Genomic DNA, 17,426 nt, shown 5'->3' on the forward strand with positions numbered 1-17,426 from the left:
TCAATCCTGACTCGCTGCTTCGTTCATGATCAGCGTATAACTGCGATAACGTCCTTCGGTGATGGCGCCGGTACTCAGCGCAGCCTTGACCGCGCAGCCCGGTTCGCTGAGGTGAACACAACTGTTGCCGAATTGACACTGGCCCAGGAACGGGCGCATCTCCGGGAACAGAAAGTCCAGTTCCACATCGTACTCATCCAGACCCCACAGGCCGAACTCTTTGACTCCTGGCGTGTCCACCACCCGGCTGTCATGATCGAGGTCGAAGATCTCCAAGTGGGTCGTCGTGTGGCGTCCCTTGCCGGTGCTCTCGCTGATCTCGTTGACGCGCAGGCCCAGGCCCGGCTGCAGCACGTTGAGCAGGCTGGTTTTGCCCACGCCCGACTTGCCCACGAAGACCGAGAGTTTACCCTGCAGCGCGGCGCGCAGATCGTCCATCCCCACACCCTGGCGTGCGCTGGTAATCACCACCGGGTAGCCCAGGCGTCGGTAGACATCCACATCGGCCAGCAGGGTATCGGTTTCCATCAAGTCCGCCTTGGTGATGCAAATGAGCGGCCGTAACCCTTCGGCCTCCGCCACGATCAGGTAGCGGTCGAGCAGGTGCCAGGTGGGGTGGGGCTGCGCGGCCGCGAAGATCATCACTACCTGGTCCAGGTTAGCCGCGATGACCTGCGCCTGCTCCTTGCTGCCGGCCGCCGGGCGCACGAACTTGTTGCGCCGCGGCAGCACCTCGACGATCATGCCTCTGCCGTTGCCGGCATCCTCGAAGCGCACCACATCGCCGACCGCGACCGGGTCGAGTTCGCGAATATCCTTGACCTCCTGCACACTGCGGTGCCCCAGGGACGAGCGATCGGCCGTGGGGTAGACCAGGCGCTTACGCAGCTTGGACGACAGCGTGCAGGAGACGATCTGATCGTCTACTTGCAGGTAGTAGGCGCCCAGTTTTTTCTTGAAGACGACGCCGGTGAGCGGCGAGGCGTCCTGGGGGAGGCGCAGATCTGTGTGCGCTTTTGGTTTTGGCATAGGACTCCATTCAGCAACGGGCATCGGGTTACCCATTGCGGTGCAGCTTACCGGTGCGCTTGGCGTAATGCTCGGCCCAGCGGAAGATGCGCAGACCGGCGGGGATGGTCAGCAGGCCGATGACGAGCAGCGGCCAGATGTAGGGCCACAGGCTGCCGGTGGCCGCGCCATCCAGCAACGTGGCGCGCACGCCGTCCAGCACGTAGGTGGCCGGCGAGAACTTCGACGCCACCTGCAGCCAGGCCGGCAGCACATCCACCGGGTAGTATACACCGGAGACAAGCAGAAGCAAGGCGATGATGACATGCGTCATCTGCGAGCCGCGCTCCGGGAAGAGCAGCGGCAGCACCGCGCCCACAATGCTGATTCCGATGAACGAGAGGCTGCCTGCCATCAACATCACCGCAGCGCCCGCCAGGTTGGCGTTGGCCAGGCGAATGTCAAAGAAGAGCAGCGTCGCACCCAGGATGACGGCCGTGTGAAACAGGCTGTAGACCACCGCGAAGGCGGTCTGGCCGAGCATGTGGGTGACGCGCCGAATCGGCGCCATCAACGTATACTCGATCGTGCCCTCCCAACGCTCCATACCGACCACGTCGGTGACCCAGTAGAAGACCGACGAGAGATAGCGCCAGACCAGGGTCCCGATCGCCAGGTAGACGACCAGGAAGTGGCTGTCAATGCCTTGCCCGCCCAGCTTCTCCATGCCAAAGCCGATGTAGCTTACGGACAGAGAATTGACAATGGAATAGACCAGCCAAACCAATTCCCAGGCCCAGTAGCGTCTGACAATAAAGAAATTGCGCTCGATAAAGGCATAACTGGCCTTTACTTCAAAAGCGAGTGTGCTCATGTGATACCTCCTCCAGGTGCAGTCGCCTGCCACTCGTCGCGCAGGATGCCCATGAAGACTTCATCCCAGCGCCGGCCTTCACGCAGGAGGGCGGCGCGACCAATCCCCTCGACCGCGAACCCGGTCTTTTCGTACGACCGCCGGGCGCGTGCGTTGTAGGCAAACACGCTCAGGGTGAGACGCTGCAAGTTCAGCTCGGTGAACGCATAGCGTTGCATGATGCGCATCGCATCGCTGCCGTAACCTTGCCCCCAACAATCCGCTTCACCGATGCCGATGCTCACCCAGCCGGTGCCATGCATCCACTGGATGCCGTTGACGCTGACGAAGCCGATCGGGCGGTCGTCAGCCAAACGATAGATCATGAACCAGTATTCGTCGAGCGACCTGCGCTGTGCGTCGCGCAGTTGATCCTTTACCAGGTCCTCCTTGACCACGCCGGTCAGCCAGGGCCGCACCGGGTCAGCATCGAGCAGACGCCGATACTCGGCCTGGCGTGACCAGGCGGCGAAGAGGGGGGCGACCACTTCGGGGGTAATGGGGCCTAAGCGCACCTTATCGCCCTCGAACAGACGCGTGCTCTGCAGCGCGGGCAGCCGGGGAATGTCCGCGCCGGGCGCATCAATCCGCGCCACCCCGCCGACATCGGGCAGTCCGCGGCGCCACTCGTCTTGCAAAATGCCGTAGTGCAACCGATCGTAACGCCGGCCGCCGCGGTTGAACGCGTCGCGCAGGCGCACATCCAGGCTAAAGGCCGCTTGGGTGAGCAGGCGCTGCGCAGCCACATTGTCCCCCGGCGCCATCGCCGCCAACCGCTGCAGGTTCAACTCATTGAACGCGTAGTGCAGCGTCAGGCGCAACGCTTCGCGACCATAGCCGCGCCCGCGGTCCGCGGCATCACCGATGCCCAACTGCAAGGCAGCGCTCTGTTGCGACCACTCGATCCAGATGAGCTTGCTGAAACCAATCAGCCGATCATCGGCGCGGGCGTGGATCGTGAACCAAAACTCGCGATCCCCTTGCTTGCGCGACTCCTCGTACCTCTGCTTGATCTGCCCCGGCGTCAGCGGATAGGCCGACTCGGAGCCTAACAGGTGCATGTAGTCAGCATCCTGTGTCCAACGTGCCTCCACCTCCGCATCCCTGTCTGGGTCCGGCACGGCCAGGTAAATCAGTTCGCCATCAAAAAGCGCTTGATTCATGGTTGATCGTCTTCCTTTCTGTCTGTTCTCTGTCTGTTCGTATCTTTCCCAACGTTTGCCATCCCGCCAAGCAGGCGCGCATGGCGCTCAGGCGGCTTGGCTCTCAGCGGCGCCGTGCAGAGCAGCGAGCAACGCCGAACGCGGGGATTGCCCTTCAGCGCAGGGGGGAGTCCAGGGCGTTGGGCCTGCGCGATCAGTCGGTCGCACCGCGGTCGCGCAGGCCCCCCACAGTCTCATGATGACATCCCCCTCACAGGGCGCCGTGGACAGACAAACACTACAAAACGTACTGGGCATCATGCGACTTGATCCTCCGTCACGAGCTTCTTGCCGGTCAACTGCAAGAAGACTTCCTCCAGGCTCGGCACATGACCGTTGGTCTGCGGGATTCGCTGCTTGAGATTAGCCGGCGTATCCAACGCCACGATGTTGCCGCCGTCAATGATGGCGATGCGATCACACAGGATATCCGCTTCCATCATGTCGTGCGTCGTCAACAGGATCGTGGCGTCGTGCGTGTCGCGCAGTTCACGCACAAAGGCCTGCACTTCCCGCTTCGAACGGGGGTCGAGGCCGGTCGTTGGTTCATCCAACAGCAGCAGGATCGGGTGCGTCAGGAATGCCCGTGCAATCGCGACCTTCTGCTGCATACCGCGTGACATCTCTTCCATCGGCTGGAAGATGGCCTTCTCCTCCAGGCCCAGGCGCAGCAGGATACTCTTGGCCTGGGCGCGGGCAGTACTGGCTCCTACGCCATAGAGCCGCGCACCGTAGAGCAGGTTCTCCATCGGCGAAAGCTTCTTGAAGAAGCTGGCTTCCACCGAGACCCGGTTGAGCAGGCGCTGCGCCGCCATCGGGTCTTTGACCACATCATGTCCAAAGACATTGATCTGGCCGCCGTCAGGGATGAGCAGCGTGGCAATCAGGCGAATCAGGGTGGACTTGCCGCTGCCGTTTGGCCCCAGCACCCCAAAGATCTCTCCCCGCGGCACACTGAAGCTGACTCGGTTGACCGCCACCGTCTGCTTCGATTTGCCATCGAGATGCCCGTTGGTTGCACCGCTGCTTGTGGCCTGGCCGTTGGAACGTTTCCTGAACGGGAGCGCAAAACCGGACCCTTGTTTGCCAAACGTCTTCAGGGCGCCGTCAACCTGTAAAGCTGGTTCGAAACTCATAAGTTCCTCCTCGTATCTCAAGGGCGCACACCTAAGCCCCTCCACCGCACCATTTTGTTGAACCACAAGCCGCTCTCGACCGGGCAATAAGAGAGCCGTGGAGATGACCCCACGGCTCTGGTCGCGCTGATGCGCGGGCATCAGCCAACAAAAAAGCCGTGGAGCGAGACGTTCGCCCACGGCCTGGATGTACTTAACACGAATCTTGTGTTATGTCAACCTGACAGAGGGCGCACGTCGAACGCGCAGAGCAACATCACCGTCACCGGTGATACGGACACGATAAACGATCGTGCGGACGATAGTCATGCGACTCATCAACGTACACTGCCCCTTTCGTTAAGATGACTGTTCAGGAAATTGGTGATTTTATTTTCCAGAACCGTAAGAGAGATTCTAGCATAACCGCCCGCAGGTTGTCAAACTGGACACGGTGAAAAATTCGTGGGGCATGCGTGTTCTTGCGCTTGCCTCTCACGAAGCGTGCGCGTAACGGGCGGCATGACCCCGTCGTCAGACAGGCTGGCGACGGGGTCATGCCGTTGCATGCGTGCTGCGCGCCCCATGTCAAACACCCGGTTTGCACCCAGTAGCATAAGCCCCCCCATGAAACATCTTTCCACCGAAGGGCGCCCACGGTAGGCACCCGCCGAAAAGAGATAGAAAGTTATCCACTCATGGCAGCGTGGCCGCTTATTATCGCTTTGCGTGAATCTCGAATCTCAGGAGAATACGACTATGTTTCCAGTACGCACATTGCAGGCCCGCAGAGTCTGCACCATTTGCTTTGTTTTCGCCTTGCTGATAACGGCCCTTCCGGCCGGGCAGGCGCTTCCGGCCGCGGCCGCGACAGGGGTGATTTCTTCAGCGCCGTCTGGCGGCGATCCAGAAACGCCCATTCATGCCAGGTTGTTCCTCCAGGCGCCAGCCACGCTCGGTCAACCGGCCACACTGACCTGCCAGGTTTCCAGCACGCAGGACGCCCCCGGAACCACGGCACAGATTGAGTTGCCTGGTAACGTCACGCGGAGCGTGGGTAGCCTGACCTGGCAAGGTGATCTGACCGCCAATCAACCGGTTGAGATCGCAGTCACCGTTGTCTTCACCGCGCCGGGCGATACCGCCATTCTGTGCCGCGCCCTGCACACGGTGGATGCCAGGAACAGTTGGGGAGACCTGGCCGCGCTCTATCTCTCCGTCAGCGCGGACGAGATCAAGGCGGGCTTTGCGCCGATCCCGGTGAGCGAGCGCGTGCATAACGGCGGCCTGCAGCGCGCGGGCGATGGTCGCCTTCTGGCAGATACGCCGGCATCCTATCCGGATCCCAATCGGATCGTCGCGCCGCCGCCGGCCAACAACCCTTTGCCGCCGCCGGCCGCACCCGCCGCACCCGCTGCACCGGCGCCTTCGCCAAATCCCAAAGATCAACCACAGTCACCGCCCGCAGCGCCCGCGGCGCCGCCAGTCCTGCCCGCAGCGCCGGTCAGTCCAGAAGCGGCCCTGGTTCCGAACTCCTTGACCGTGACCGGCAATTGGGCCTATTACGACCGGGACGACAACTACGTCGGCGCGCTGGAGATGCTGGTCGAGCTGGTGCGCGGCGATAACGGCGGGCACCTGGCCTATTGTTTCACCGACCTGAGTGGCAATTACGCGTGTGGGCCGGTGAGCAACCCCGGTGGGGTGGGTGTGCGCACCCTGCTGCGCTCCTGGACTAATTACAACCCCAACGGCGACATTCTGGCCGTCGTCAACCCCGACTATGGCACTACCAATGCCATCGGCTTCACCTTTCCGACGCAGAGCGGCGTCGTCGTTTTCCCTGACGGCACGCATGACATTGGCGCCTGGTTTGTCTTCAACGGCAGCAACTACGAGCGTGCCTACTGGACACAGCGCGACCTGAACGAAACCTGGCGTTTTGTCTATTTCACCGGTGGCGGGGGCACTTCCGGCCCAACCACTGTGCAATGGAAGATTGACAGCACCGACGGCACCTACTACAACCCCGGCGGCAACGTTCACCTGATGGGGGTTGATCCACTGTCACCCCTGGGCGTGGTCGCCAAGCACGAGTACGGACACAACATCATGTACAACATCTATGGCAACTACATGCCGCCCAACCCGAACTGCAATCCGCACACGATCCCGGCTGCCCTCAGCGCTGGCTGCGGTTGGACGGAAGGCTGGGCCGAGTTCCTGACGTCGGCCGTCAACAACAGCCCCACGTTCTACTGGCCGAGCGGCGCCAGTCTCGACCTGGAATACCCGACCTGGGGAACGTTTGGATGGGACAACGGCGACTGGCCTGAAGGTCGCGTCGCCGGCGCGCTGTGGGACATCTACGACGCCAACAACGACGGCGATGACACCTATTCCGATGGCGCCTTTGTGAATCTGTGGGACGTCTCGTACAACGCCAACGACAACGTGATGGCCGACTTCTGGTATCACTGGTTGGTGCGTGGGCACAGCAACGTAAGCTGGGGGCCGATCATGGACCTCTACCAGAACACGATCAACTACCGCGGCGGCCCCTTCAACGACGATTTTGCTTCGGCGTGGGGCATCGGCTCGGTGCCCTTTGCTTGGAATGGGTGGAATACGATCAATGCGACGACACAAGGCAACGACCCACCGACCACGTGTGCGTCGGGCTCGTATCCCAGGCAATCGCGCAGCGACTGGTACAGCTACACACCGCCCATCACCGGCAACTACAACATCAACACGATCGGCAGCAACTACGATACCGTTGTCGCGGCATGGACCGGGTCGTGGGGTTTCCTCACCAGCCAGGGCTGTGACGACGACGCTGGCGGGAATTGGACCTCGTCATTGAACGTCACGCTCTACGGCGGCGCCACCTACTATATTGAAATCATGTCGTATGGCAACACCACTGGAGGCTTGCAAAACCTGTCTGTCACACTGCTCCCGCCGCCGAACGACGACTTCGACTATGCCTTCGCGGCCGGTGACTCCTATGTGGACTACGAAAACACGGGCAATGCCACGACCACCGACGACGATCCGTCGTTCACCTGCGGTAACTACTTCAATGGTCAGGGTTCGCACAGCGTCTGGTACACGATCACGTCGCCTTACAGCCGCGTTTTAACGGCGAGCACGCTAACCAGCAACTACGACACCGTGCTCGGCATCTGGACCGGCAGCCGAGGCGCGCTCAGCCTGGCCGCATGCAACGATGACACCGGCGGCGGCTACCAGTCGCAAACGCAGGTGGCCATGCAGGCCGGCACGACCTATTCCATCGAAGCGTTGGGTTACGGCGCCGGCAACGGTGCACTGAACTTTGCCACCAGCTTAGGCCCGATCTGCCCGGACTTCACCGCCCCGGCCGGCGTTGGCGTCGAGGACGTCGCGCTGATCTCCAGCTTGTGGGGACAAGCCGCCGGCCCGCCCTACGATTATGACGGCGACGGCATGATCACCATCTACGACATCACCCAGGTCACGCCGCTGTGGGACCAGGACTGCCTGGGAGTGGTCGCCCCGCCCGAAGCCTCCCCCAAACCGTAGGTCACGCCTCCGGCGTGACAACGCTGTCTGCGCCGGAGCACACTTCCCTGCGCCTGTAACGCAAGCCTCTGGCTTGCGTTACAGGCGCACGTCTTCTGATTTGGCGCACATCCAATCAAGGAGCGCGGCGATACATCGAAGCCTAACGCAATTTATGATTCCTTTGCGGTGAAAAATACGGTTGGGGCTGCAATTGTCGTGCTCGGTTCCCCAGGCTTTCCCATCATTATACTTTCAAGTATAATACTTGAAAGTATAATCTGTCACACGGAAAACAGGTATGATCGGTAACCGATTCGTTGGCCGCGAGCAAGAACTGGGTCTTTTCGATGCGCAGTGGCGGGCTGCCGGGCCGCGGTTCCTGGTGCTTTACGGCCGGCGGCGCGTGGGGAAGACATCGCTCATCTCCACCTGGCTTGAGCGCAGCGGCGCGCGTGCCCTCTACTGGGTCGCCTCACCCACCTCGGCCGCGGCCCAACTGCGTTCCTTCTCCCAGGTGGTGTATGAGTTCGCCAATCCGAATGTGCCGTTCGGCAGCGATTTCACGTACAGCACCTGGGAGCAGGCCTGGCGTGAAGCGGCCAATCTGACGCGTGCAGGCCGTCTATTCCTGGTCATTGACGAATTCACCTATTTGCTGGAAGTGACGCCGGGCATCGCCGGGCAGCTGCAAAATTTCTGGGATCAGGTGCTCAGCAAAACCGATTTGCTCCTGTGCCTTTCTGGCTCGCATCTCGGCATGATGAAGCACGAATTCCTTTCCTACCAGGCGCCGCTGTATGGTCGTGCAACCATGCAGATTCACCTGCAGCCTCTGCCCTTTGGCTTGACCAGGGACTATTTCCCGAGTTACAGCGCCGTGGACCGCGTGGCGATCTACGCCATCTTCGGCGGCATCCCTGCTTACTGGGAACGCATTGATCCGAACCAGTCAGTCTCACAGAACATCAAAACCCAACTGCTGACCCCCAACAACCTGATGCAGGCCGAGCCGGCCCTGCTCCTGCACGATTTTGTCTCCGATCTGCACAACTACGCGGCAATCCTGACTGCCATCGCCAACGGCGCACGCACGCCCAAAGAGATTGCCGACCTGACCGGTCTGCCAAACGTGCAGGCGCCCAAATACCTGGGTGTGCTGGCCGAAGCGGGATTCGTCGAACGGCGCGTGTCGGTCACCGCACCAACTGCGTCACGCACGGGACGCCATCACATCACAGACCCGTACCTGCGTTTCTACTTTCGTTTCCTGGCGACCCGGCAGCATCAGTTCGCATTGAAAATTCAAGATCAGGCATTGGCCGAGATCAGCCGCCATCTGATTGACTTTATCGGTACTTACACCTGGGAAGAATTGTGTCGTGAGTGGACGCTACGCGCGGGCGCACGCGGAGTGCTGCCGTTCATGCCCGATGAGGTCGGCAGCGCCTGGAATCGCACGGTGCAGGTGGATGTGGTCGGCATCAACACCATGCACAAGACGTTGATCCTGGGAGAATCGAAATGGACGCTCGAAGCCGCGTCGCGCAAGGTGATGACCGAACTGGTCGAGGAAAAGGCAGATCGGGTAGTGCCAGAGCAGGGGAGTTGGAGAGTGTTTTTCGTTGGCTTTTCGCGCAGCGGCTGGACGGACGCGGCGCAGGCATACGCCGCAGAGCTTCAGGACAGGCCGCCCGCAGGCAGAAATTGGACCTGCGCCGGAATGCGCCTGCTCGATCTGACGCAGGTGGATGACGACCTGACCGCCTGGTCAGAGTAGCATGAATCCGGCGTGCGGGGCGCCGGATTCATGCACAGCCTATGTTACGCTCGCCCCAGCGCGGCCAGCATCTCGGCCACGCTGGTGAACTTCACACGCGGGCGACCTTGTTCCTGGCCGCGGCGCAATTCCATCTCGTTCAGGCGCTGCCAGTCCGCGTAGGAGAAATAGTTCGACTGCCGCGCCTTGACCAGGTCAGCCAGGGCCGCGACATCGGGCCGGGCCGGCGTGAGGGTCTGGCCGTGCGCCAAATCCTCGAGCATACACATCACCGTTTCGACCGCATCCGGTTTGTTGGTGCCAATCACGCCATTGGGGCCGCGCTTGATCCAGCCCGCGGTGTATTCGCCCACCTGCGGCTGCTGCGTTTCCGGGTTCAACACACGTCCCTTTTGATTCAAGATCACGCCCCAACTTTCTTTGAAGGGCACACCCGGCACCGGCACCCCGCGGTAGCCAACCGAGCGAAAGACCAGGCCAACCGGAATCTCCTCGGTCTCCCCGGTCGCTTTCGGGCGCAGCGTGCCGGTGTCCGTGGCCACCAGCTTGTTGTGTGCCAGGCGCATCGTCTTGACATGCCCGGTCTCATCGCCTTCGAGCGCCGTGGGCGAGACCAGGAAGCGGAAGATCAGGCGGCGTGACTTGCCGGTTGGCTCGTGTCGCCCATACTCCTGCAAAATCTCGACCTTCCTGAACAGGGTGCGGTCGTTGTTGCGATCAAGCTCGGCCTGACTCAACGGATCCAGCGTCACCTCGGCGGGCGGTACGATGACATCTACGTCGGCCATCTCGCCAACCTCCCTGATCTCCGGGTTGCTGAAGGCAGCCTGCACCGGGCCGCGGCGCCCCAACACGTAAACGGTGCGCACACGGCTGTGGCGCAAAGCCTCCAGCGCGTAATCGGCAATGTCCGACTTGAGCAGTTCATCAGGCGTGCGGCATAAAATACGGGCCACATCAATCGCCACGTTGCCAATGCCCACGACCGCGGCCACCTCCTGTGAAAGGTCGAACTGCAGGTCGCGGTAGTCAGGATGGCCGTTGTACCAGGCCACGAAGTCGGTGGCCGGGTGGCTGCCGGCCAAATCCTCGCCCGGAATGTCCATGCGGCGGTCGGTCTGCGCGCCGGTGGTATAAACGATCTGATGGTAGTGCATCTTCAGTTCGTCCACCGTCAGATGCTTGCCGATCTCGACGTTGCCATAAAAACGAACATGCGGATGGGTCGCGGTCTTGTCGAAGACTGCGGTCACGGTCTTGATCTTCAGGTGGTCGGGCGCCACTCCTGCGCGCACCAGGCCAAAGGGCGTGGGTACGCGATCGAACAGGTCAATCTCAACGCTGAGATTGGTTTGCTTGAGTAAATGCTCGGCGGTGTAGAAGCCGGTCGGGCCAGCGCCGATGATGGCCACGCGTAGGGGATTGCCGGCTGTACCTGGTTGTGTCATTCGATGCTCCTTTGCCTCGAACTCTGGGTGAATGATTGCCATCAGACCTGTGCGCACACCGGCGTCTCAGGCCTAGCTGCCCATCATTTCGATTTGCAGGCGATCCACCTCGCCCATGTACGTGTCGCGCTCGGCCTTCAGAATGTCGCCAATGGAAACGATGCCCACCAACTCGCCATCTTCCAGGATGGGCACATGGCGGGTGCGCGTCTCGGTCATCGTGTGCACCAACATGCGCAAATCATCATGCGGCGAACCGATCACCATGTCCTTCTTCATCACCTCGCCCACGCGGCGCTCGAAAATGGCCTCATCGCTGGCCGCGCGGCGGATGATGTCGTGCTCTTCCAGAATGCCAACCGGGCGGCGGTTGTCATCCACCACCACCAGCGACCCAATGTTGTGCATCGCCAGGACCCCGATCGCGTCCCTGATGGTGAGTTCGGGGTGAATCGTTGCCACATTCGGCCCTTTTTTTGCCAGAACCAGACTGGTTTTCATCGTTACCTGCTCCTTTCACTGCTCTGCGTCTCACTGCCTGTCACAGCATTCATTCTATCACTTTGTGGGCAGTTTTGCCACTTGGGGGGAATGGAGATTGGGGAGTGATGAGTGCAAAGTGATGAGTGCAAAGTGCAAAGTGATGAGTGCAAAGTGATGAGTGCAAAGTGCAAAGTGATGAGTGCAAAATGCAGAGTGCGTGGGACATTCTGCGTTTTGTACTTTGCACTTTGCACTTTGTACTATTCAGCCTCCCTCGCTCAGCGCGCCAATGACGGCGAATACAGGCTGAGGGCCAGGGATTGGCCTGTTTCGATGATTGACTGTGATACCGAGTCAACCGACCCGATTTCCAATACACCCGCATCCACACCCCCGTGTCCCCCGGCCGTTGCTACCAGGGTCAGATAGAACGAGTAGGTCTGCTGGCTTTTCATGGTTCCGAACCAGTAATACACGCCCTCTCTATAACTGGAGAATCTGAGGGCGGCCGCCAGGGCGGTGTCTTCTACCTCTACGCGCGGCTCGCTCGATTGCAGGCCGCCGATGGAAGTCACGATGCCAACCGATGCGTGCTGCAAATCCACCAACGGCGTCACTTCGTAGACCACGGTCACCGGTTGGTTCAAGGCCAGTGTGCCCGACAGATACAGCCGGTTCTGGATCAACCCAGGTTGAAGCCCCGGTCCTCCTCCTGGGACGCTTGCGTGCGCCGACTCCCAATGATTGGGCGGCGGGTCATGGCTGACCCAGGTGTCTTCGCCTTCTACCAGGAGGTACAGGGCATCTGGACCAGGGAAAGAACTTCCATAGGGAGTGTCTTTGCGACCAAGCCCTACGATCTTGTAGTATCCATTTTCCAATACCCGAGCAGTTGCGGTGAAGACATAGGTTTGGTCTGCCTCCATGTTCTCGATCCGCCATTCGCCGGGTGTGTCCAGCAATTCGACGCCCGCCGGCAAGACGAAGCTCACCGCCACATCGGTGAAGGCCATCGAGGTGCGCAGTTCCAGTCGCAGCATGAAAGGTTCGCCCAGGGCGGGTCTTCCCTCCAGCGCTAACGATCCTGTCATGGGTGAGCTGGGCGCCGTACATGCAACCAGCAGCAGCAGCATACACAGCCCCACGGCCACGGTCGCGGCCGTGATCCAATGTCGTGCCTGCACGATCCGCAGGTCCTTGTTCCACAACGTTATCATGAGATCCTCCTTGTATCTGACATCGAGTAGCGGGCAGGCCTTGCACCTGCCCGCCTGGGCGACCGCAAGGGTGCGCCCCTACGGACAGGAGATGGCATCGGGGTTGATCTTGAACTTGCTGGCAGACACCAGGCAGAAGTAGAAACCGGGATGGTTGTCGGTCTCCTGCACCACGTTGCCCCAAGGGGCCCACGTTCCCTGCCTGAACTCGAGTTCCTGGAATGTCGTGCCTGACTGGTCGCAGGTGTTGCGGGCGCGTCCCAGGGCGAGGGGGTACAGATTCGTCAGGTTCAGCGTCGTAGCCGCTGCCGGCAGCCCGGCCACGTCCACCCCATCCACCCGGTAATGCCACACCCCGCCTTCCTGGACGATCTCGAAACGAGGCGTCGTTCCCACGGCCAGGGGGGCGCCCACATAGCGCGCAGGGATAGGAGTGGCAAGTGGCGAATCAAACAGCCCTGACCCAAGAACCACACCAAGTGGGGACTGAGCAAGGAGAACGGCGGCCAGCACGGCCAACGCCAACACTAGAGCCATAGAGAACACTCTGCGAGAAAGGGATTCGTTGCGCATCCTTACACTGTCGTTATGGAATATTGTGCGAAACCGAAGCAATTACAGTCCCGTTTACAACTACGTTGAACGTGGCATCCCCATCCCAGGTACCCACCTTCTGCACCTGAACCAAATGATAGGGTGAGGTTACTATGTCATTTTTCTTCCTATCAGGTGGGGGTTCTTGAAGCCGGACGAAGACGGTGACTTTGTCTCTCAGGTGAGTGATACGCTCGACCTGAATATCGTAACCATCGGTTGGTTTCCAACCCTGGAACACTGCAAGGACGAAATCTGCATCGTAATTCAGACTCTGTAGTCGTGCCTGGGCCTCGGGCGTAACCCGGGCGTCTAGGTTAGCCACCTCTTCCAGCGTGGTAATAACTATTAAGCCAGGTTGCTTGTCCTGGTAAATTTGCCTGGTGCCAGAAGCATCGCGCTGCTCGATAGTCTCGAAAGACAGATCGGTTTCCTGAGGTTGACAGGCGTTCAGCCCGGCCAAGGCAAAAAGAAGGCAAAGCATAGATATAGTCTTGTACTTCATTTCAAAACTCTCCATTCGTCAAGGCAAATCACTTGATGAAACGCCTCCTTCTTGGGGTAGCCTAACGCGAATTAGCGTCCAAAGTTCGCGCGCCCGCTGCTGCGATGTCAGCCGACCTGGGCGCAGCTGGCTTAGGCCGCGCCACCGTCAAATCCCTTGCGGTAAATAGCCAATGCCAGTAAAATGGGTCGTCTCGATTCTGTGTTCAGGAGTCTGCCCTTGTCTATTGCTGCTTTCATCGAGGCCATGCCCAAGGCCGAGCTGCACATTCACCTGGAAGGGGCCATTGCGCCGGCCACCCTTCTGCGCCTGGCCGAACGTCACGGCCGGCCGCTGCCTGCGGACGATGTGAAGGGCCTGCAGGCGTGGTACCATTTCACCACCTTTCGCCATTTCATCGAAGTCTACCTGATGGGCCAGGCCTGCCTGCGCCAGGCCGACGACTTCGCCTTGATCGCGTATGAGCTGGGCGCGGACCGCAGCCGCCAGGCCATCCGCTACTCCGAGGTGACGGTCACGCCCTACACCCACATCTGGCAGCAGAAGGGCATCCGGCCCGAGGAGATCATCGAAGGGCTGGAGGATGGCCGGGCGCGGGCGCGGCGTGATTTTGGCGTGGAGATGCGCTGGGTGTTCGACATCCCGCGCAACCTGCCTGAACCGGCCGGCGCCTGGACCGCCGATTTTGCCATCCAGCATATGGACAAGGGCGTCGTGGGGTTTGGCCTGGGCGGCGACGAGTCCAAAGCGCCGCCAGAGCTGTGGATCGCCCCGTTCCAGCGCGCCATCGCGGCCGGCCTCTACAGCGTTCCTCATGCCGGTGAAGTGGCCGGCCCGGTCAGCGTGTGGGGCGCGCTGCGCCATCTCGGCGCGCGGCGCCTGGGGCACGGCGTGCGCAGCAGCGAAGACCCGGCCCTGGTGGCCTACCTGGTGGAGCACCAGGTTCCCCTGGAGGTCAACCCCACCAGCAACCTGCGCCTCAACGTCTACCCCGATTTTGCCCACCATCCGCTGCGCCGCCTGTGGGACGCGGGCGTCTACCTGACGGTCAACTCCGACGATCCGCCGATGTTCGACACCACCCTGACCGCGGAATACGGCGTGCTGGCTGCGCATTTTGACTTCACGCCCGCGGAACTGGAGCAAATCAGCCTGAACGCCGTGGCCGCGGCCGCGCCCCTGGGCCTGGACGCGGCCGGCCGGCGCCAGATGCAGGGTGAATTTCGCGGCCGCTGCGCCGACCTGCGCCAGGCGCTGCACATGCCGGCCGCGGAGGCGCCCCATGCCTGAGGTGCGCCTGACCGCGGCAGATTACCTGCCCCTGACCGCGCTGACCGCGCTGCTCAACGCGGTCTATGCCGATTACGCGCTGCCGGTGCAGCGCTCCAGCCAGCAGGTGGCGATCCACCATGCGGTGTGGGATATCGAGCCGGCGCTGTCGGTCATCGCGTGGATGGAGAACGAGCCAGTGGGCGTGGCGCTGCTGGGTCGCCGCGGGCAGGCCGGTTGGATCGGCAGCATGGGCGTGCTGCCTGCCTGGCGCCGGCAGGGGATCGGCCTGCACATGCTGCACCAGGTTCAAGCCAATGCCCGGCGTGCGGGCCTGAGTCACGTTGATCTGGAGGTTCTTACCCGCAACACGCAGGCGCAGGCGCTGTACGAAGTCGCCGGGTTCCAGGTGCAGCGGGAGCTGCTCACCTGGCAGCGCCGCGTGGAACAGGGCGCGCTGCCGGATCCGTACTTCAAACTGCAGCCGACCAGCGTAGCCTGGGCCTTGCAGCAGGCGTCCGCCTGGCACACCACACCGCCCTGCTGGCAGCGCAGCGTTGGCTCGCTCCTGCACATGACCGATCTCAGGGCGTTCACCGTGACCGATCAGAGCGGAGAAACGCCGGTCTACCTGCTCATGCGGCATCTGATGCAGGGTCAAATTCGCCTGGCCGATATCGGCATCGCGTCCGGCCACGAGCCGCGAGGCCTGGGACGCGAACTCCTGCAAGGCTTTCATCTGCGTCACTTCGACGCGACCGTCATCCTGGGCAATGAGCCGGTGGAGAGTCCCTGGAACCGGGTCTTTGTGGCCCTGGGCTACTACGTCATCGAACGCCAGCATGAGATGCGCTGGCTGGTGACCTGAAAGCGGTCAGGAATTACAGCATGGCCCAAAAACCAACAGAACCGACCGACTATCGGCGTTACCGTCGCGAAACCGACCGCAAGCTGCTGATCGCGGTGCTGGCCCTCCTCGTGGTGGGCGGCGGCGCCTTGATCGGCCTCATCTACGGCGGCTGGGCCGCGGCCACCGCGCTGATCTGCCTCCTGGCCGGCGCCGGCGTCATCCTCGTCCTCTGGCTGCTGCTGAGCCTGCTCGAACGCTGGATCAACGAATCGGAATGAGCAGCCGGGCGCCTACCGCAGCACCGCGCTGCAATCGTAGGGCGCGGCATCGAGCGGCCCAAAACTCACGCAGGGAATGCACAGACCGCTGCCGGTGAGGGCAACGGCGGTCAACGGCTGTCGGACGCGCACAGCAAACAGGCGCTTGACAGCCGGGTTATCGGTGTCAATTTCGCTACCGCGAGCCACCTGTGCGCCATCGGCGCCATAACCGGCCATTTGCACCGGGTTGTCCTGCGGCGCGCCGGTGGCGGCGACCGAGTTGAAGGATACGATGGACACCTGACGCATCTGACACTTCAGGCTGCTGAACTCCATGCGCAGGGTGGCGCCGTAGAGCGCGGGCAGCGGGAAATTGCCGCCGCAGTAGGCGCCCGCGTACTGTCCTTCGCCCAGGGTGAAGACCACGTATCCCTCGCCCGTAGGCGCCGGCATACGGAACTTGCTCCAGTCGTCGGTCTGTGCGTCCTGAAAATTGAGCACGAAATTGCAGTCTGGCGCCGCACTGCCCGTTGCGCCCGGCATCCCATCCGGAAAAACGGCCTCCTGCACATCTTGCACCGTGCTCCCGGCGCTGGCGCTCCGGTACCAGGCCAGCAACCGCGCCCACCGCTCCTCGCCCAGCGTCACCGGTTCGTTGGCCGGGCCGCTGGGATCGGTCCAGGAGGCCTGCCCCGCGCCGACGCTCCACTCGACCTGCGGCTCGTTCCAGGAATGCACGCGCACGCTGTCCTTGAACCCAAACACCCAATCGCGACCGCTGCCGGCTTCACTCACCACCAGGAACTCGGTGCCGGTGGAGACCACCTCCAACAGATTGGTCTGCACACTGACGCGGGACGTGGCCGCGGCTTGATCCACGCGGCCAAACAGCGCGCCGAAGCTCAACAGTACCGTTACCACCGGATCGCTATCGCGTACCGGCACGCTCTTGAGCGCCAGGTCGCCATCGCGAAACACCTCCAGGGTGATCGCGTCGCCAAAACGCAGCAGCGCCCGCCCGCTGGCGCTGACATCCAACTGATCGCCCGTGCGCAGATCGGTCGTTGCGCTCGTCGCCAGAGGCTGAAAAGCGCGATTACCGCCGGTGCGCACGGTTACCGCGTCCAGCTCCGCCTCCGCCTTGACCGTCTCCGACCGGCGGCCGCCGCAGCCGGCCAACAGCAGGCCGATGCAAAGCATCATCGTGCCAACGCGTAACATGCGAGACGCCATGAT

15 protein-coding genes are annotated in these 17,426 nt (G+C 61.7%); 5 read left to right on the forward strand and 10 right to left on the reverse strand.

What is annotated here, in order from left to right:
- The 4 genes from rsgA to IPM84_02025 all read right to left on the reverse strand — a co-directional run bounded on the left by rsgA (position 1) and on the right by IPM84_02025 (position 4,259).
- Positions 1–1,029 carry a ribosome small subunit-dependent GTPase A gene (gene rsgA / locus IPM84_02010; protein MBK9091548.1) on the reverse strand — a complete coding sequence of 343 codons (1,029 nt, stop codon included), beginning with the start codon at positions 1,027–1,029 and terminating at the stop codon, positions 1–3.
- A gap of 28 nt (positions 1,030–1,057) precedes the next feature.
- Positions 1,058–1,882, reverse strand: coding sequence for an ABC transporter permease (locus tag IPM84_02015; protein MBK9091549.1), 825 nt, complete (start codon positions 1,880–1,882; stop codon positions 1,058–1,060).
- Positions 1,879–3,084 (reverse strand): GNAT family N-acetyltransferase, encoded by a 1,206-nt coding sequence (locus IPM84_02020; GenBank protein ID MBK9091550.1) that lies wholly within the window; start codon positions 3,082–3,084, stop codon positions 1,879–1,881. Before IPM84_02020 ends, IPM84_02015 begins: the two co-directional genes overlap by 4 nt.
- A 296-nt stretch (positions 3,085–3,380) precedes the next feature.
- On the reverse strand, positions 3,381–4,259 hold the full coding sequence (locus IPM84_02025) for an ABC transporter ATP-binding protein (GenBank protein ID MBK9091551.1): 879 nt from the start codon (positions 4,257–4,259) through the stop codon (positions 3,381–3,383).
- A 738-nt stretch (positions 4,260–4,997) separates the two neighbouring features.
- Between IPM84_02025 and IPM84_02030 the strand changes: the two genes are divergently transcribed.
- Entirely contained in the window at positions 4,998–7,805 is a 2,808-nt protein-coding gene (locus IPM84_02030; protein ID MBK9091552.1) for a hypothetical protein, read from the forward strand.
- Between the two features lie 280 nt (positions 7,806–8,085).
- Positions 8,086–9,564: an ATP-binding protein gene (locus IPM84_02035; GenBank protein ID MBK9091553.1), complete on the forward strand. Its 1,479-nt coding sequence runs from the start codon at positions 8,086–8,088 to the stop codon at positions 9,562–9,564.
- A gap of 44 nt (positions 9,565–9,608) precedes the next feature.
- On the opposite strand, the gene IPM84_02040 is transcribed toward IPM84_02035, so the two are convergent.
- From IPM84_02040 to IPM84_02060, 5 genes are all read right to left on the reverse strand, one after another.
- Positions 9,609–11,012, reverse strand: a complete 1,404-nt coding sequence (locus IPM84_02040; protein MBK9091554.1) for an FAD-dependent oxidoreductase — start codon at positions 11,010–11,012, stop codon at positions 9,609–9,611.
- 72 nt (positions 11,013–11,084) lie between these two features.
- The gene (locus tag IPM84_02045) at positions 11,085–11,513 is read right to left on the reverse strand and encodes a CBS domain-containing protein (protein MBK9091555.1); all 429 of its coding nucleotides are present in this window, start codon (positions 11,511–11,513) and stop codon (positions 11,085–11,087) included.
- 260 nt (positions 11,514–11,773) lie between these two features.
- Positions 11,774–12,712, reverse strand: a complete 939-nt coding sequence (locus IPM84_02050; GenBank protein ID MBK9091556.1) for a hypothetical protein — start codon at positions 12,710–12,712, stop codon at positions 11,774–11,776.
- Between the two features lie 78 nt (positions 12,713–12,790).
- Positions 12,791–13,249: a hypothetical protein gene (locus IPM84_02055; protein MBK9091557.1), complete on the reverse strand. Its 459-nt coding sequence runs from the start codon at positions 13,247–13,249 to the stop codon at positions 12,791–12,793.
- A 49-nt stretch (positions 13,250–13,298) separates the two neighbouring features.
- Positions 13,299–13,811 (reverse strand): protease complex subunit PrcB family protein, encoded by a 513-nt coding sequence (locus IPM84_02060; GenBank protein ID MBK9091558.1) that lies wholly within the window; start codon positions 13,809–13,811, stop codon positions 13,299–13,301.
- Between the two features lie 219 nt (positions 13,812–14,030).
- Here IPM84_02060 and add point away from each other — a divergent pair, with 219 nt between their 5' ends.
- Genes add through IPM84_02075 form a run of 3 tightly spaced genes read left to right on the forward strand, consistent with a single transcriptional unit; the run spans position 14,031 to position 16,208 of the window.
- A complete protein-coding gene (add, locus tag IPM84_02065) occupies positions 14,031–15,101 on the forward strand; it encodes an adenosine deaminase (protein MBK9091559.1) in 1,071 nt (356 codons plus the stop codon).
- Complete coding sequence (locus IPM84_02070) at positions 15,094–15,948, forward strand: GNAT family N-acetyltransferase (protein MBK9091560.1); 855 nt, start codon at positions 15,094–15,096, stop codon at positions 15,946–15,948. Before add ends, IPM84_02070 begins: the two co-directional genes overlap by 8 nt.
- A 20-nt stretch (positions 15,949–15,968) precedes the next feature.
- Positions 15,969–16,208, forward strand: coding sequence for a hypothetical protein (locus IPM84_02075; GenBank protein ID MBK9091561.1), 240 nt, complete (start codon positions 15,969–15,971; stop codon positions 16,206–16,208).
- A gap of 12 nt (positions 16,209–16,220) precedes the next feature.
- On the opposite strand, the gene IPM84_02080 is transcribed toward IPM84_02075, so the two are convergent.
- Complete coding sequence (locus IPM84_02080; GenBank protein ID MBK9091562.1) at positions 16,221–17,423, reverse strand: hypothetical protein; 1,203 nt, start codon at positions 17,421–17,423, stop codon at positions 16,221–16,223.
- Positions 17,424–17,426 lie beyond the last annotated feature (3 nt).

The sequence above is a fragment of the Candidatus Amarolinea dominans genome (assembly GCA_016719785.1).
GTDB classification, from domain to species: Bacteria; Chloroflexota; Anaerolineae; order SSC4; family Amarolineaceae; genus Amarolinea; species Amarolinea dominans.

What these genes read in the sequence shown, in the direction of transcription:
- rsgA (MBK9091548.1), bottom strand. Translation starts at nt 1,029, where the DNA reads ATGCCAAAACCAAAAGCGCACACAGATCTGCGCCTCCCCCAGGACGCC.
- IPM84_02015 (MBK9091549.1), bottom strand. Translation starts at nt 1,882, where the DNA reads ATGAGCACACTCGCTTTTGAAGTAAAGGCCAGTTATGCCTTTATCGAG.
- IPM84_02020 (MBK9091550.1), bottom strand. Translation starts at nt 3,084, where the DNA reads ATGAATCAAGCGCTTTTTGATGGCGAACTGATTTACCTGGCCGTGCCG.
- IPM84_02025 (MBK9091551.1), bottom strand. Translation starts at nt 4,259, where the DNA reads ATGAGTTTCGAACCAGCTTTACAGGTTGACGGCGCCCTGAAGACGTTT.
- IPM84_02030 (MBK9091552.1), top strand. Translation starts at nt 4,998, where the DNA reads ATGTTTCCAGTACGCACATTGCAGGCCCGCAGAGTCTGCACCATTTGC.
- IPM84_02035 (MBK9091553.1), top strand. Translation starts at nt 8,086, where the DNA reads ATGATCGGTAACCGATTCGTTGGCCGCGAGCAAGAACTGGGTCTTTTC.
- IPM84_02040 (MBK9091554.1), bottom strand. Translation starts at nt 11,012, where the DNA reads ATGACACAACCAGGTACAGCCGGCAATCCCCTACGCGTGGCCATCATC.
- IPM84_02045 (MBK9091555.1), bottom strand. Translation starts at nt 11,513, where the DNA reads ATGAAAACCAGTCTGGTTCTGGCAAAAAAAGGGCCGAATGTGGCAACG.
- IPM84_02050 (MBK9091556.1), bottom strand. Translation starts at nt 12,712, where the DNA reads ATGATAACGTTGTGGAACAAGGACCTGCGGATCGTGCAGGCACGACAT.
- IPM84_02055 (MBK9091557.1), bottom strand. Translation starts at nt 13,249, where the DNA reads ATGGCTCTAGTGTTGGCGTTGGCCGTGCTGGCCGCCGTTCTCCTTGCT.
- IPM84_02060 (MBK9091558.1), bottom strand. Translation starts at nt 13,811, where the DNA reads ATGAAGTACAAGACTATATCTATGCTTTGCCTTCTTTTTGCCTTGGCC.
- IPM84_02070 (MBK9091560.1), top strand. Translation starts at nt 15,094, where the DNA reads ATGCCTGAGGTGCGCCTGACCGCGGCAGATTACCTGCCCCTGACCGCG.
- IPM84_02075 (MBK9091561.1), top strand. Translation starts at nt 15,969, where the DNA reads ATGGCCCAAAAACCAACAGAACCGACCGACTATCGGCGTTACCGTCGC.
- IPM84_02080 (MBK9091562.1), bottom strand. Translation starts at nt 17,423, where the DNA reads ATGGCGTCTCGCATGTTACGCGTTGGCACGATGATGCTTTGCATCGGC.